The following is a 13,370-nucleotide window of genomic DNA, read 5'->3' on the forward strand; positions in this document are numbered from 1 at the left end:
CATGGCCGACCGGCTTGTCGGAGGGTGTGGAGGCTGGGACCGGGCGTCGCCGATCGTGCTCGAATCCCGGGCGAAGCACAAGAGGTTCCTTACTGACGGGTAATGCAACACCCGGCGGCGTTGATCATGGAATCGGCCCGACATGCACCGTCCGTGACGCCTTGAAGGAAACGTGACGACGAAATCCGCCGGAAACACCAGCGAAACACCCGTGGACGGTCACAAGTTGTGACCGTCCACGGGTGTTGTCAAGATTTGGTAAACCTCTGTCCGGTTGACCGGATTGTCGCCAAATCACCCGGCGACACCGCAGGTCATCCGCCGTGCCAGGACCCGCTCGGAGCCCGGCCCGGAGAGGGCGTCAGAACAGCACGCGCGCCAGCGCCGTCCGGGCCGCGGTGACCCGCGGGTCCTCCGGGCCGATCACCTCGAACAGCTCCAGCAGGCGCAGCCGGGCGGTGTCCCGGTCCTCGCCGGCGGTCCGGCCGACAGTGTCCACCAGGCGGCCGAAGGCGTCCTCGACGTGACCGCCCACCAGGTCCAGGTCGGCCGCCTGCAGCTGGGCCGTCACGTCCTTCGGGTCGGCCGCGGCCGCCGTGCGGACGGTCTGCGGGTCCATGCCCTCGATCCGGTGCAGCAGTTCGGCCTGGGCGAGGCCCAGCTTGGCCTCGGTGTTGCCCGGCTGGTCGGCCAGCACGTTCCGGTAGGCCTGGATGGCGCCGCCCAGATCGCCGCTGTCCAGCGCGTCGTGCGCGGCGGCCAGCGCCGGGTCCTCCGGTCGCTCCGGGGCGGCGGCCGGGGCCTCGCCCGCGGCCGCGGCGCCGCCGACCACGCCGAAGCGCTGCTCGGCGACCAGGATCAGCTGGTCCAGCACCTTGCGGACGTTGGCCGCGCTCTCGGCGCCCTGGAACAGCGGCACCAGCTGGCCGGCCACCACGGCCATCACGGCCGGGATGCCCTGGATGCCGAACTGCTGGGAGATCAGCGGGTTGGCGTCCACGTCGATCTTGGCGAGCACGAAGCGGCCGGCGTACTCCTCGGCCAGGCCCTCCAGGATCGGGCTGAGCTGCTTGCAGGGCCCGCACCACTCGGCCCAGAAGTCGATGACGACCGGCACCTCGGTGGAACGCTGGACGACCTCGGTCTCGAAGGTGTCCTCGGTGACGTCGATGACGAGCGAGTAGGCGGACTGGGCGGGGGCGACTCCGGCCGCCTCCGCGGCGGCCGCCTGACGGGCCCGCTCGACCCTGGCCTGCTCGGCCTTCTGGGCAGCCTCGCCGGCTGCCTTCACTGCGGCGAGGTCGACCGCACCGCGCAGGGCGGAGCTGTTGGGACGCGAATTCCGTGGCTGCATGGCACCATCCTCCCCCGTCCGCGCCGCCTGCGGGCACCAACCTCCGGAAAGTCGCCCCGCGCGGGCCGCGCGGCGCGGGTTCCCGGGCGCCGTGACCCTCCCCCGGTAGCCTGAACCGTTCTGCGCGGATCCCCACCCGCGCCCGCGCCGCCCCGTCCCACGGGTGCGGCGCCTGGTTGTCACTGCTTTCGCTACGAGTCGTAGCGTAACTGGATCCGGGGCCCCGGCCGCAAGCCCCGCCGGGAGTTCGGGAACGTGAGCTGCCCCACTTTCCCGGGCGGCCCGGCTGCCCGGATCGACGATCAGCCGCTACGGTTACCAGCCCCACCCATGTTACTCACCAGTAGAGCGCAAGGAGGCCCGGTGCCGGCCCCCCAGCCCCCCGCGAGCCCGGACGTCCCCGCCCCGGAGACCCCGGACGACCCCGCCCCCGCGGCGGGCACCGCCGCCAGGGCCAAGGGGCGCCCGCGCAGCGCCGCCGCCGACCGCGCGATCCTCGACGCCACCCGCGAGGCCCTGGCCGAACTCGGCTGGGGCGGGCTGACCATGGGCCACGTCGCGATCCGCGCCAAGGTCGCCAAGACCACCCTCTACCGCCGCTGGCCCTCCAAGAACGAGCTCGTGGTGGACGCCGTCGCCATCCTCTTCGACGACCTGGTGATGCCCGACCTCGGCAGCCTGCGGGCCGACATCGAGGCCGTGGTCGCCCAGTTCGCCGACCTGCTGGCCCGCCCCGAGAGCCAGGCCGCGCTGCTCGCGCTGTTCGCCGAGGGCACCCGCGACCCGCACCTGCGCCGCCGGATCCGCGAGGCCATCGTCGACCCGCAGAAACGGCTGGTCCGGCAGGGCCGGGCGGCCGCCCAGGCCCGCGGTGAACTCGCCGCGGACACCGACCCGCGGACGGCCGGTGAGGAGATCGACATCATCTTCGACACCATCGCCGGGACGGTCGAGCACCGCGTCCTGGTCAGCGGCGAGCCGATCACCGCCGACTGGACCCGCCGCTTCACCGACCTGCTGCTCGGCCCGTTCCCGAGCCTGCTGTCCGGCTGAGGGCACGGCGGAGCCGCCCCACGCACGGTGCGTACGGGGGCGGCTCCCGGGCCGGTCGTCAGAAGGCCGCGTTCTCCTGGTACGTGCCCCACTCCTGCCGCAGCGCGTTGCAGATCTCACCCAGGGTCGCCTCGGCGCGCACCGCGTCCAGCATCGGCGGGATCATCGACTCGCCCGAGCGCGCGGCCGCCAGCATGGCGTCCAGCCCGGCCCGCACCGCCGCCTCGTCCCGGCCGTCCTTGCGCTCCCGCAGCACCCGCACCTGCTCGCGCTCGACCTCGTGGCTGACCCGCAGGATCTCCAACTCGGGGGTGACGCTGCGCGGGTGGCAGTTGACGCCGACCACGCGCTTGTCGCCCTTCTCCACCGACTGCTGGTACTGGAAGGCCGCCTCGGCGATCTCGCCGGTGAACCAGCCCTCCTCGATCCCGCGCAGGATGCCGGCGGTGATCGGGCCGATCTCGTGGTCCTCGCGGCCCTTGTCCAGGATCCGCTGGAAGATCGCCTCGGCCTGCTGCTCGATCCGGTCGGTGAGCGCCTCGACGTACCAGGAACCGCCCAGCGGGTCGGCCACGTTGGCGACGCCGGTCTCCTCCATCAGCACCTGCTGGGTACGCAGGGCGATCTCGGCGGCCTGCTCGGAGGGCAGCGCCAGGGTCTCGTCCAGGGCGTTGGTGTGCAGCGAGTTGGTGCCGCCGAGCACCGCGGACAGCGCCTCGACGGCGGTGCGGACCACGTTGTTGTACGGCTGCTGCGCGGTCAGCGAGACGCCGGCCGTCTGGGTGTGGAAGCGCAGCCACTGCGCCTTGTCGGTCTTGGCACCGAAGCGGTCGCGCATCCAGCGGGCCCAGATCCGGCGCGCGGCGCGGAACTTGGCGATCTCCTCGAAGAAGTCCAGGTGCGCGTCGAAGAAGAAGGACAGACCGGGCGCGAAGACGTCCACGTCCAGGCCGCGGGACAGGCCCAGCTCGACGTAGGCGAAGCCGTCGGCGAGGGTGTAGGCCAGCTCCTGCGCGGCCGTCGCGCCGGCCTCGCGGATGTGGTAGCCGGAGACGGACAGCGGCTTGTACGCGGGAATGCCCTGGGCGCAGTACGCCATCAGGTCGCCGATCAGCCGCAGGTGCGGCTCGGGGGCGAAGAGCCACTCCTTCTGGGCGATGTACTCCTTGAAGATGTCCGTCTGCAGGGTGCCGTTGAGCACTGCCGGGTCGACGCCCTGGCGCTCGGCGGCGACCAGGTACATGCAGAAGATCGGGACGGCCGGGCCGCTGATCGTCATCGAGGTGGTGACCTCGCCGAGCGGGATGCCGGCGAACAGCACCTCCATGTCGGCGGCCGAGTCGATGGCGACGCCGCAGTGGCCCACCTCACCGAGCGACTTCGCGTCGTCGGAGTCGTACCCCATCAGGGTGGGCATGTCGAAGGCGACCGAGAGGCCGCCGCCGCCCGCCTCCAGGATCATCCGGTAGCGCTCGTTGGTCTGCTGCGCGTTGCCGAACCCGGCGAACTGGCGGATGGTCCAGGTGCGGCCCCGGTAGCCGGTGGGGTGCAGCCCGCGGGTGTACGGGTACTCGCCCGGCCAGCCGATCCGCTCGAAGCCCTCGACGGCCTGCCCGGGGGCGGGCCCGTACACCGGCTCGACCTCGTCACCGGAGAGGGTGGTGAAGTCCGCGTCCCGCTTGCGGGCGCTGTCGTACCGCTGCTGCCAGCGCTGCCGTCCGCGCTCGATCTCCTCGGCGTCCATGGGCCCCGAACTCCGCTCCGTACGGCCGCCACGGCACCGGGGCGGCACAGCTATTAGGACGTCCTACTAATTTACTCGGGCGTCCTACCAGCTGTCGATGGATACCGGGGCCGAAACGCCGGGGCCCGAAACACGAAGCACCCCTCCCCCGGTCGGGGAAGGGGTGCTCACGGGCCTCGGACTCACGGGCCTCGGACTCGCGGGCCTCGGGTCAGACGCCGGCGGGCTGGCGGGCGCCGGCGCCGGCCGGGAGCTGCTCGGCGGCCTCACGGACCACCTTGCGCTCGAAGACGAAGGACGCGAACGGGATGCAGCCGGCCGCCAGGGTCAGGATCATCCGGCCGAGCGGCCACTTCAGCTTCTGCCCGAGCAGGAAGGTCACCACGAAGTACCCGATGTACAGGTAGCCGTGCAGCATCGCGACGTACATGGTTACGTCCTTGGCCGTGTCGAAGCCGTACTTCGCGACCATGAAGCCGCAGAAGACCAGCAGCGCCACACCGGTCGCAATGGCCAGGGCCCGGTACCAGCCCAGCAGGGGGGTCGCCTTCATACTCTTATCGCCTCGCTCGGCAGGATCGGCCGGTGCGCCAGGATCCGCGCACCGCTCCCACGAGGGTAGCCGTCCTCACGGCCGCTCCCGCGCAGCCCCCTCGTCGCGGTCGTCGGTGAAGTCGCCGGCGGCGATCCGCAGCGGCCTGAGCAGTTCGAACACCTGGCGACACTGCTCGGTGTCGTACTCCTCCAGCCCGAACTCCATCGCCATGAGCTCTCGGGTGGCCTCCTCGACCGCCTCGCGGCCGCGGCCGGTGATCGCGGCGAGCACGCCGCGGCCGTCCAGCGGGTTCGGGCGGCGGGCGACCAGGCCGGCCCGCTCCAGCCGGTCGACGGTGTTGGTGACGCTGGTCGGGTGGACCATGAGCCGCTCGCCGATCTTGGACAGCGAGAGCTCGCCGGTCCGGCTGAAGGTCAGCAGCACCAGCGCCTCGTACCGGGCGAAGGTCAGCCCGTACGGCTTGAGCACCGCATCGACCCTGGAGAGCAGGATCTGGTGGGCGCGCATGATCGAGGTGATCGCCGCCATCGAGGGGACCCCGCCCCAGCGGCGGGTCCAGAGCTCGTCGGCGCGGGCGATCGGGTCGAAGTCGAGGGCTAGGGGCTTGGGCACCTCCTTACCGTACCGGCGGAAGGGACGTGTGCTACCAGCTGTCCTGATGGTGGACAAGCGCAACGCGTGGCGGGAACCCGCCAATCGGGCGGCCAGGTCCATACCTGGACATTGCGCCGGCGTGAATGCACGACAACACGACCGGGACGTGGCGGAGTTGGCGGCCAATCGACCCGCAGCCGCACTACCAGGCCTCGGTTCGGACGGTAACCCGCTGAAAGTCAGGGTGATTCGCCCCTTTTGTCGGTCCGTTCACAATCCGCCCGACTGGCGGGACTTGGCCAATTCATGAGCAAGACCTGTCATTTGATTTGCTCGATTGTCATGCTTTCGGCCAGCCCCGTCCGGCAGCCACCACCCCCACCCATCGGTGACCTGCCGCTCGACCGCACGGGGCCCGCACGTCAGCGCCCGTCCCGCCCCTCAGGTGCCGACCCCGGCCCCCGGGACGCGGTGCGACCGCCCACACGCGGTTTCCCGGAAGGACTCGTCCGTGAAGCGAAAGCTCGCAGCAGTCGCCGTACTCTCCGCCACCGCCCTGCTCACCGGCGTGGTCCAGGTGAGCACCGCCGCCCAGGCCAGCCCGATCCCCGCCCTGCAGGCGCAGGCCGCCGAGCAGCACGCGGCGGCGCTCGCCCTGGCGGGCGGCCAGTCCGGCCCGCTGGCGAAGGCGCTCGCCCTCGGCGGGCAGGAGCAACTGGTGGCGAAGGACGCCGTGGTGGACCAGGACGGCACCCGGCACCTGCGCTTCGAGCGCACCTACGCCGGCCTGCTGGTGCTCGGCGGTGACCTGGTGGTGCACCAGAGCGCCCGCGGTGCGGTGGAGTCGGTCGACAAGGCGGTCACCGCGCAGCTGAGCCTGCCGAGCCTGACCCCGCAGATCCCGGCCGACCAGGCCGCCGCGCAGGCCACCGGCGCGGTCCAGGCCACCGTCGGCGTCGTCGCCGACAAGGACGAGTCCCCGCTGACGGCCGTGCACCAGACCGGCAAGGCCGAGCTGGTGGTCTGGGCGAGCGACGGCAACCCGCGCCTGGCGTACCGGACCACCGTCGAGGGCGTGCGCGCCGACGGCACCCCGAGCAGCCAGCTGCTGGTCACCGACGCCGCCACCGGCGCGGTGCTCTCCACCCACGAGCAGGTGCAGACCGCCGCCGGCACCGGCAAGGGCGTGTTCGTCGGCAGCGTCCCGCTGACCACCACCCAGAGCGGCTCCTCGTACCAGCTGAAGGACGCCACCCGCGGCGGCCAGTCGACCGTCAACCTGAAGAACAAGACCTCCGGCACCGGCACCCTGGTCGCCAACTCGACCGACACCTTCGGCAACGGCCTGGCCTCCAACGCCGAATCCGCCGCGGTGGACGCCCAGTACGGCGCGGCCGCCACCTGGGACTTCTACAAGAACACCTTCGGGCGCAACGGCATCAAGAACAACGGCGTCGGCGCGACCAGCCGGGTGCACTACGGCTCCAACTACGTCAACGCGTTCTGGAGCGACGCCTGCTTCTGCATGTCCTACGGCGACGGCAGCGGCAACACCCACCCGCTCACCGAGATCGACGTGGCCGGCCACGAGATGAGCCACGGCGTCACCGCCGCCACGGCGAACCTCAACTACTCCGGTGAGTCCGGCGGCCTCAACGAGGCCACCTCGGACATCTTCGGCACCATGGTCGAGTTCTACGCCAACCTGCCCGCCAACCCGCCGAACTACTGGATCGGCGAGCTGATCAACCTGAACGGCGACGGCAGCCCGCTGCGCTACATGGACAAGCCCAGCAAGGACGGCGGCTCGGCGGACGCCTGGTACTCCGGCGTCGGCAACCTGGACGTCCACTACTCCTCGGGCATCGCCAACCACTTCTTCTACCTGCTGTCCGAGGGCAGCGGCGCGAAGACCATCAACGGCTTCAGCTACAACAGCCCGACCTCCAACGGCTCGACGGTCACCGGCATCGGCCGGGACAAGGCCGCGCAGATCTGGTACCGCGCGCTGACCGTCTACTTCACTTCCACCACCAACTACGCGGGTGCCCGCACCGGCAGCCTGAAGGCCGCCGCGGACCTGTACGGCGCCACCAGCGCCGAGTACCAGGCGGTCGCGGCCGCGTGGAGCGGCGTCAACGTCAACTGACGTACGACGCACGATGACAGGACGCCCGGGGCCTCCGTGGAGGGTGGCCCCGGGCGTCCGCACACCCGCGCGCCGCCCGGTGGCGGGGTCCCGCCAGCCGGACGAACCGCCCGTAGCGGGGCACTGGGCGGCAACCGAACCATCCGCACCAGCGCTGGCGATTGTCGGCCAATACCCGACGGCACCCTGTCATTTCCTGTCATCGATTGTCATGCTTCTGTCCAAGCCCCGTCCGACGTTCCGTCACCCCCACCCGTCGACGGACCGTCAGTGGCCGCACGGGAGCAGCACGTCCGCGCCCTACCGCCCCTACGGCGCCACCCCCGGCGCCCCGGTACGCGGCGCAACCGCGCGCACACGCGGTTTCGTGGAAGGAACCCCGTACGTGAAGCGAAAGCTGACAGCCGGCGCCGTACTCTCCGCCACCGCCCTGCTCGCCGGCGTGATCCAGATCGCCGTCGTCCCCGCCGCCCAGGCCGCCGCCCCGGCCCCGGAGCAGCAGCGCGCGGCGCTGCTCGCGCTGGCCGCCGGGCAGAGCACCCCGGTCGCACAGGCCCTGTCCCTCGGCGACCAGGAGCGGCTGGTGGTCAAGGACGTCGTCGCGGACGCCGACGGCGCGCGCCACCTGCGCTACGAGCGCACCTACGCCGGCCTCCCGGTGCTCGGCGGCGACCTGGTCGTCCACCAGCGCGCCGACGGCTCGGTGAGCTCGGTCGACCGGGCCTTCGACGGCCGGTTGTCGCTGCCGAGCCTGGCCCCGGGCCTGGCCGCCGGGCAGGCCGCCGAGCGCGCCACCGCCGCGGTGCGGGCGACCGTCGGGACAGCCGTCGACCAGGACGAGCCGGCGCTCAGCCGGGTCGACGGCGCGGGCGCGGCCGAGCTGGTGGTGTGGGCGACCGACGGCACCCCGCGGCTGGCCCACCGCACGGTGGTCCGCGGCGAGCGGGCCGACGGCACCCCGAGCAGCCAGCAGGTGGTCACCGACGCCGCCACCGGCGCGGTGCTCTCCACCCACGAGGAGTTCCAGACCGCGGCCGGCACCGGCAAGGGCGTCAACGTCGGCACCGTCCCGCTGACCACCACCCAGAGCGGCTCGACCTACTCGCTGAAGGACGCCTCCCGGGGCAACCAGTCCACCACCGACCTCAAGGGCGCCACCTCCGGCAACGGCACGCTGTTCACCAGCACCACCAACTCCTGGGGCAACGGCCTGGCCTCCAACCGCCAGTCCGCCGCCGTGGACGCCCAGTTCGGCGCCGCCGCGACCTGGGACTACTACAAGAACACCTTCGGCCGCAACGGCATCAAGAACAACGGCGTCGGCGCCACGAGCCGCGTCCACTACGGCTCCAACTACGTCAACGCGTTCTGGAACGACTCCTGCTTCTGCATGACGTACGGGGACGGCTCCGGCAACACCAACCCGCTGACCGCGATCGACGTCTCCGGCCACGAGATGACCCACGGCGTCACCTCCGCCACCGGCGGCCTGAACTACTCCGGCGAGTCCGGCGGCCTCAACGAGGCCACCTCGGACATCTTCGGCACCATGGTCGAGTGGTCGGCCAACCTGCCCGCCGACCCGCCGGACTACCTGATCGGCGAGAAGCTCAACATCAACGGCAACGGCACCCCGCTGCGCTACATGGACAAGCCCTCCAAGGACGGCAGGTCCGCGGACGCCTGGTACTCCGGCGTCGGCAACCTGGACGTCCACTACTCCTCGGGCATCGCCAACCACTTCTTCTTCCTGCTCGCCGAGGGCAGCGGCGCCAAGGTGATCAACGGGGTCAGCTACAACAGCCCGACCTCCAACGGCTCGACCGTGACCGGCATCGGCCGGACCAAGGCCGCCGCGATCTGGTACCGCGCGCTGACCGTCTACTTCACCTCGACCACCAACTACGCGGGCGCCCGCACGGCGACCCTGAAGGCCGCGACCGACCTGTACGGCGCCACCAGCGCCGAGTACAAGGCGGTGGCCGCGGCCTGGAGCGGGGTCAGCGTCAACTAGGGCCGGCCGGCACCAACCAGCCACCCCCGGTAAAACCGGCGACAGGCTGCCGCGGCCCTTTGGGAGAGGAGGCCGCGGCAGCCTGTCGACCGTCGCGTGGAGGGGAGTCCGCTCAGGCGGTGGCCGGCTGCAGCTCGCCGCGCTCCTCCTTGCCGAGCATCCGCTCGGCGAAGAACCCGCCGGTGGGCAGCACCGAGAGGACGAACAGCAGGACACCGCGCTTGGCGTCCCACTTCTGCGCCTGCCAGGCCTGGATCCAGAAGACGACGTACAGGATGAACAGGATCCCGTGGATCATGCCCATCACCGGGACGCCGTCGAAGGACGTGGTCCGCTTCAGCACGGAGCAGATCAGCAGCAGGATGAACGAGACCCCTTCGGGGCCGGAGACCAGGCGCAGGCGGTGGACGGCGCTGCTGTTCACGATGGGTACCTCAATACGGGGGTCGGAGGCGTACCTGCTTGTGAAGCGACTCACAAGCCTTCCGGCCATTATCACCGAGCACACGTCCGAACCCCCGGCCGGGGTGGGCACCGTGCCCGATGTCACAGCCGTGCGCCAGAACCCGGCCGGACGCGGCGGCCCGTCACCCGCTGCCCCTATCCTGCTGCCCGCGCGTCCATCGAACCGGGCGCCGCAGACGTCGGACGACCGGGGGTAGCCACACATGTTCAAGCGGGACTGGGACCGAAGGACCTGCGCCAAGCGCGGCCACATCACCTACGCGCCGGCCGAGGCCGAGCTGGCCGCCCGGCTGCACGCCGCGACCGCCCTCGGCGACGCCTGGCGCTGCCTGCGCTGCGGCGACTTCGCGCTCGGCGCCCCGCACGGCTCCGGCCCGGCGCAGGACGCCCCGCTGGTGCCACGCGGCAAGGCGCTGCGGGACCTCTTCATCCTGCGCTTCCTCGCGATCGAGCGGGTGCTGCGCGGCCTGCTGATCATCATCGTGGCCTGGGCCGTCTGGAAGTTCTCCAACAGCCAGGACGCCGTGCACCGGGTCTTCGACGAGAACCTCTCGGTCTTCCGGCCGGTCACCGACCACTTCCACTGGGACCTCGAACACTCGCCGATCGTCGACACCATCCGCAAGACCTTCGACTACAAGAAGAGCACCCTGCTGATCGTCGCGGGCGCGCTGCTGGCCTACGCGCTGATCGAGATCGTCGAGGCGGTCGGCCTCTGGATCGGCAAGCGCTGGGCCGAGTACCTGACCGTGGTCGCCACCGCCGCCTTCCTGCCGCTGGAGGGATACGAACTGAGCCACCACGTCAGCGCGGTGAAGATCGGCACGCTGGTGCTGAACATCGCCGCCGTCCTGTGGATCATGCTCTCCAAGCGGCTGTTCGGCCTGCGCGGCGGCGTGGTGGCCTTCGAGGCGGAACGCCACTCGGCCTCGCTGCTGGAGGTCGAGGAGGCGGCCGGCGCCGTCCCGCACGCCGCCCGGGGGGCGCACGCGCGGGCGTGACCGGCGCGTTTGTCGCAGACCCGTACCAGTTCGTCCCCACCCCCTCGCCCGGCCACGGCCGCTCCCGCTAGATTGCGGCCGTGGCACAGTTCAGACTCCAGGGATCCCGGGTACTCGCGGTCGAGTTGGCCGGTGAGGCCGTCAAGGCCAGACACGGCTCGATGGTCGCCTACACCGGCCAGATGAGCTTCAAGAAGCTGACCGGCGGTGGGGACGGCCTGCGCGGCATGGTCGCCCGCCGGCTGACCGGCGAGCAGATGACCGTCATGGAGGTGAAGGGACAGGGCACCTGCTACTTCGCCGACAAGGCCACCGAGATCAACCTGGTCAGGCTGAACGGCGAGACGCTGTTCGTCGAGGCGGACAACCTGCTGTGCACCGAGGGCTCGCTGCGCACCGGCACCACCTTCACCGGGCTCAACGGGATGTCCTCCGGCAACGGCCTGTTCACCACCAAGGTGGAGGGCCACGGCTGGGCCGCCGTCACCTCGAACGGGCCCGCGATCATCCTGCGGGTCGACAAGAGCCAGCCGCTGCGGGTGGACCCGGGTGCCTACGTGGCGCACACCGGCAGCCTGCACCGCAGCCTGAAGTCCGGCGCGGGCTGGACCACGGTGATCGGCGAGGGCGGCGGCGAGGCCGTCCAGGTGGAGTTCACCGGGGAGGGGCTGGTGTACGTGCAGCCGTCGGAGAAGGTCACCATCGGGGGCGACGTCTGATGGGCTTCACGAAGATCAACGGCAAGATGGTCGAGGCCCTGCTGGTGCCCGGTCAGCGGCTGTTCAGCCAGCGCGGCGCGATGCTCGCGTACACCGGCGACGTCCGCTTCACGCCGAACATCACCGGCGGGCAGGGCGGCGTGATGTCGATGATCGGCCGCCGGGTGGCCAACGAGGACACCCCGCTGATGACCGTCGAGGGCCAGGGCCGGGTGATGTTCGGCCACGGCGGCCACCACGTGCACGTGATCGACCTGGTCGGCGACACCTTGTACGTCGAGGCGGACCGGCTGCTGGCCTTCGAGGGCACGCTGCGCCAGTCCACCATGTTCATGGGCTCGCAGGGCGGGGTGATGGGCATGGTCCGCGGCCAGGTCACCGGGCAGGGCCTGTTCACCACCAAGCTGGAGGGCCAGGGGGCGGTCGCGGTGATGGCGCACGGCGGCGTCTTCGAGCTGCCGATCGTCCCGGGCCAGTCGGTGCACGTCGACCCGCAGGCGTACGTGGCGCACCGCGGCCAGGTGCAGAACAAGCTGTCCACGGCGCTGGGTTGGCGCGACATGATCGGCCGCGGCTCCGGCGAGGCGTTCCAGCTGGAGCTGTCCGGGCAGGGTGCGGTGTACGTCCAGGCGAGCGAGGAGAAGCTCTGATGTCCTACCCGCCGCAGCCGCCGTACGGGCAGTCGCCGTACGACCAGCCGACCCAGCCCGGCTTCGCCGCGCCCCCGCCGCCGGGCTACGGGCCGCAGCCCGGCCAGGGCTACCCGCCCCCCGCGCCGGGTTACCCGCAGCAGGGTGGCTACCCGCCGCCGCCTCCCCCGCAGCAGCCCCAACAGGCCTACGCCCAGGAGCAGTTCGGCGGCCCGCAGGCCCCGCTGCCGAGCACCCACGGCGGCTCCGGCCCGGTGGTGTACGACGCGTTCAGCCTGCCGGTGAACGACAACGTCAACCCCTACGCCTTCTCGGTCGACCTGAACGGCTCGTACTTCCTGCAGAAGGGCAAGATGGTCGCCTACTACGGCGACATCACCTTCAAGGGCGTCGGCGCCGGCGTGCTCGACCGGATGATCGGCCAGCACTTCAACTCGCCGATGCACGCGGCGGACTGGGTGGTCGCGCAGGGCCGCGGCAAGCTGCTGCTGGCCGACCGCGCCTTCGACCTCAACTCCTACGACCTGGACGAGGGCAACCTGACCGTCCGCTCGGGCAACCTGCTGGCCTTCGACCCGTCGCTGCGGCTCAAGCAGTCGATCATCCCGGGCTTCCTGACCCTGATCGGCACCGGGAAGTTCGTCGCCGCCTCCAACGGGCCGGTGCACTTCGTCGAGCCGCCGATCCGGGTGGACCCGCAGGCGCTGGTCGGCTGGGCGGACTGCCCGGCGCCGTGCCACCACTACGACCACGACTACATGCACGGGCTGATCGGCGGCATCCGGCGGCTGACCGGGCTGGGCGGCGCCTCCGGCGAGGAGCACCAGTTCGAGTTCATCGGCGCCGGCCAGGTGCTGCTGCAGTCCAGCGAGAAGCTGATGGCGGAGCGGTCGGTCGGCCAGGTGGACGCCGAGGCGGGCGTCCCGGTGGGCGGGGTGCCGTCCCAGCCGGCGGCGTCCGGCCACGGCGGGGGCAACCTCAATGTGCCGGGCCTCGGTAACCTGGGCGATCTGGGACGGCGTTTCGGCCTGTAAACTTGTACAAGATTGAACTAAATGCGGTATGCTGACC

The 13,370-nt window shown here is 71.3% G+C and carries 12 protein-coding genes; 7 read left to right on the forward strand and 5 right to left on the reverse strand.

The genetic code is table 11. The features are described 5' to 3' along the window. Nucleotides 1–361: 361 nt before the first annotated feature. Nucleotides 362–1,354 (reverse strand): tetratricopeptide repeat protein, encoded by a 993-nt coding sequence (locus tag P3T27_RS08420; RefSeq protein WP_280675960.1) that lies wholly within the window; start codon nucleotides 1,352–1,354, stop codon nucleotides 362–364. Between the two features lie 492 nt (nucleotides 1,355–1,846). On the opposite strand from P3T27_RS08420, the gene P3T27_RS08425 reads away from it, so the two are divergent. Beyond that, nucleotides 1,847–2,407, forward strand: coding sequence for a TetR/AcrR family transcriptional regulator (locus P3T27_RS08425; RefSeq protein WP_280676594.1), 561 nt, complete (start codon nucleotides 1,847–1,849; stop codon nucleotides 2,405–2,407). 58 nt (nucleotides 2,408–2,465) lie between these two features. On the opposite strand, the gene P3T27_RS08430 is transcribed toward P3T27_RS08425, so the two are convergent. From P3T27_RS08430 to P3T27_RS08440, 3 genes are all read right to left on the reverse strand, one after another. Continuing rightward, nucleotides 2,466–4,151, reverse strand: coding sequence for a methylmalonyl-CoA mutase family protein (locus P3T27_RS08430; RefSeq protein WP_280675962.1), 1,686 nt, complete (start codon nucleotides 4,149–4,151; stop codon nucleotides 2,466–2,468). Nucleotides 4,152–4,362: 211 nt separating this feature from the next. Further along, nucleotides 4,363–4,704 (reverse strand): DUF3817 domain-containing protein, encoded by a 342-nt coding sequence (locus P3T27_RS08435; protein WP_280675964.1) that lies wholly within the window; start codon nucleotides 4,702–4,704, stop codon nucleotides 4,363–4,365. A 75-nt stretch (nucleotides 4,705–4,779) separates the two neighbouring features. Next, on the reverse strand, nucleotides 4,780–5,319 hold the full coding sequence (locus P3T27_RS08440) for a MarR family transcriptional regulator (protein ID WP_280675966.1): 540 nt from the start codon (nucleotides 5,317–5,319) through the stop codon (nucleotides 4,780–4,782). A 493-nt stretch (nucleotides 5,320–5,812) separates the two neighbouring features. On the opposite strand from P3T27_RS08440, the gene P3T27_RS08445 reads away from it, so the two are divergent. Together P3T27_RS08445 and P3T27_RS08450 are read left to right on the forward strand one after the other, a co-directional pair. Beyond that, entirely contained in the window at nucleotides 5,813–7,450 is a 1,638-nt protein-coding gene (locus P3T27_RS08445; protein WP_280675968.1) for a M4 family metallopeptidase, read from the forward strand. A 385-nt stretch (nucleotides 7,451–7,835) separates the two neighbouring features. Continuing rightward, nucleotides 7,836–9,464 carry a M4 family metallopeptidase gene (locus P3T27_RS08450; protein WP_280675970.1) on the forward strand — a complete coding sequence of 543 codons (1,629 nt, stop codon included), beginning with the start codon at nucleotides 7,836–7,838 and terminating at the stop codon, nucleotides 9,462–9,464. Nucleotides 9,465–9,576: 112 nt separating this feature from the next. Here P3T27_RS08450 and P3T27_RS08455 read toward each other — a convergent pair whose 3' ends face one another. Continuing rightward, a complete protein-coding gene (locus P3T27_RS08455; protein WP_280675972.1) occupies nucleotides 9,577–9,957 on the reverse strand; it encodes a DUF3817 domain-containing protein in 381 nt (126 codons plus the stop codon). A gap of 175 nt (nucleotides 9,958–10,132) precedes the next feature. Here P3T27_RS08455 and P3T27_RS08460 point away from each other — a divergent pair, with 175 nt between their 5' ends. The 4 genes from P3T27_RS08460 (at nucleotide 10,133) to P3T27_RS08475 (ending at nucleotide 13,333) form a co-directional block, all read left to right on the forward strand. Further along, nucleotides 10,133–10,930 (forward strand): DUF2127 domain-containing protein, encoded by a 798-nt coding sequence (locus P3T27_RS08460; protein WP_280675974.1) that lies wholly within the window; start codon nucleotides 10,133–10,135, stop codon nucleotides 10,928–10,930. Between the two features lie 80 nt (nucleotides 10,931–11,010). Continuing rightward, a complete protein-coding gene (locus P3T27_RS08465) occupies nucleotides 11,011–11,649 on the forward strand; it encodes an AIM24 family protein (protein WP_280675976.1) in 639 nt (212 codons plus the stop codon). Beyond that, nucleotides 11,649–12,299 carry an AIM24 family protein gene (locus tag P3T27_RS08470; protein WP_280675978.1) on the forward strand — a complete coding sequence of 217 codons (651 nt, stop codon included), beginning with the start codon at nucleotides 11,649–11,651 and terminating at the stop codon, nucleotides 12,297–12,299. Before P3T27_RS08465 ends, P3T27_RS08470 begins: the two co-directional genes overlap by 1 nt. A gap of 224 nt (nucleotides 12,300–12,523) precedes the next feature. After that, a complete protein-coding gene (locus tag P3T27_RS08475; RefSeq protein WP_280676596.1) occupies nucleotides 12,524–13,333 on the forward strand; it encodes an AIM24 family protein in 810 nt (269 codons plus the stop codon). The last annotated feature ends 37 nt before the right edge of the window (nucleotides 13,334–13,370 follow it).

The sequence above is a fragment of the Kitasatospora sp. MAA19 genome, from assembly GCF_029894125.1.
Lineage (GTDB): Bacteria > Actinomycetota > Actinomycetes > Streptomycetales > Streptomycetaceae > Kitasatospora.